The following is an 848-nucleotide window of genomic DNA, read 5'->3' as shown; positions in this document are numbered from 1 at the left end:
CGGCGGGCTGGGGAATCGAGAAGATCGCGCAGGCCTGGGACCAGTTGATGACGCGGCTGGGCTACGAGCGCTACGGCGCCCAGGGCGGAGACTGGGGTGCGGCGGTGACGACGCAGATCGGCCGCAACGTGGGTTCGTGCGTGGCCATCCACGTCAACATGCCGATCGCGCAACCGCCGGCCGACGGTATGGGTGAGATGACCGAGGACCTGCAGAAGGCCCTGGCCCGGATCGACTATTACCGCAAATGGGATTCGGGCTACATGAAGCAGCAGTCCACCCGGCCGCAGACCCTCGGGTACGGGCTGGTCGACTCCCCTGTCGGTCAGCTGGCGTGGATCGTGGAGAAGTTCTGGTCCTGGATGGACTGCGACGGAAACCCCGAGAACGTGGTGTCCAAGGACGAGATGCTCGACAACGTCATGCTCTACTGGCTCACCGCCTCAGCGGCTTCGTCGGCCCGGCTGTACTGGGAGAGCCACAACACCTGGGGCGGAGGCGAATACGTCAGCCTGCCGACCGGGATCGCGTCGTTCCCCCTGGAGATCCTGCGTGCCCCGCGTAGCTGGTGCGAGACGGGCTACAACGTCACGCACTTCACCACGATGCCGCGCGGCGGACATTTCGCGGCGTTCGAGCAGCCGGAGCTCTTCGTCGAGGATGTGACGACGTTCTTCAACACCGTGCGCTGAGGTACTAGCGTCAGGGCATGGATCCGCTGGTGCATGCGCGCGCCGTCCAGGCCGTGATCTGGGGTATGCCCGCCGTCAACTTCGAACTGCTGCGCGAAGCGGCGGCCGGAGTCGGCGCGGGCGACAACCAGGTGGTGTTCTGGTCGAAACTGCTGG

Annotated in this window: 1 protein-coding gene; it reads left to right on the top strand. The window is 65.8% G+C overall.

The window, feature by feature from the left end; genetic code table 11:
• On the top strand, positions 1-692 hold a 692-nt coding region (locus IMZ11_RS42760), incomplete at its 5' end, for an alpha/beta fold hydrolase (RefSeq protein ID WP_374463260.1).
• Positions 693-848: the final 156 nt, after the last annotated feature.

The organism is Microtetraspora sp. AC03309 (assembly GCF_020826795.1).
GTDB classification, from domain to species: domain Bacteria; phylum Actinomycetota; class Actinomycetes; order Streptosporangiales; family Streptosporangiaceae; genus Microtetraspora; species Microtetraspora glauca.
Note: the sequence above shows the minus strand (reverse complement) of the source record. Positions and strands in the feature narration are given on the sequence as shown.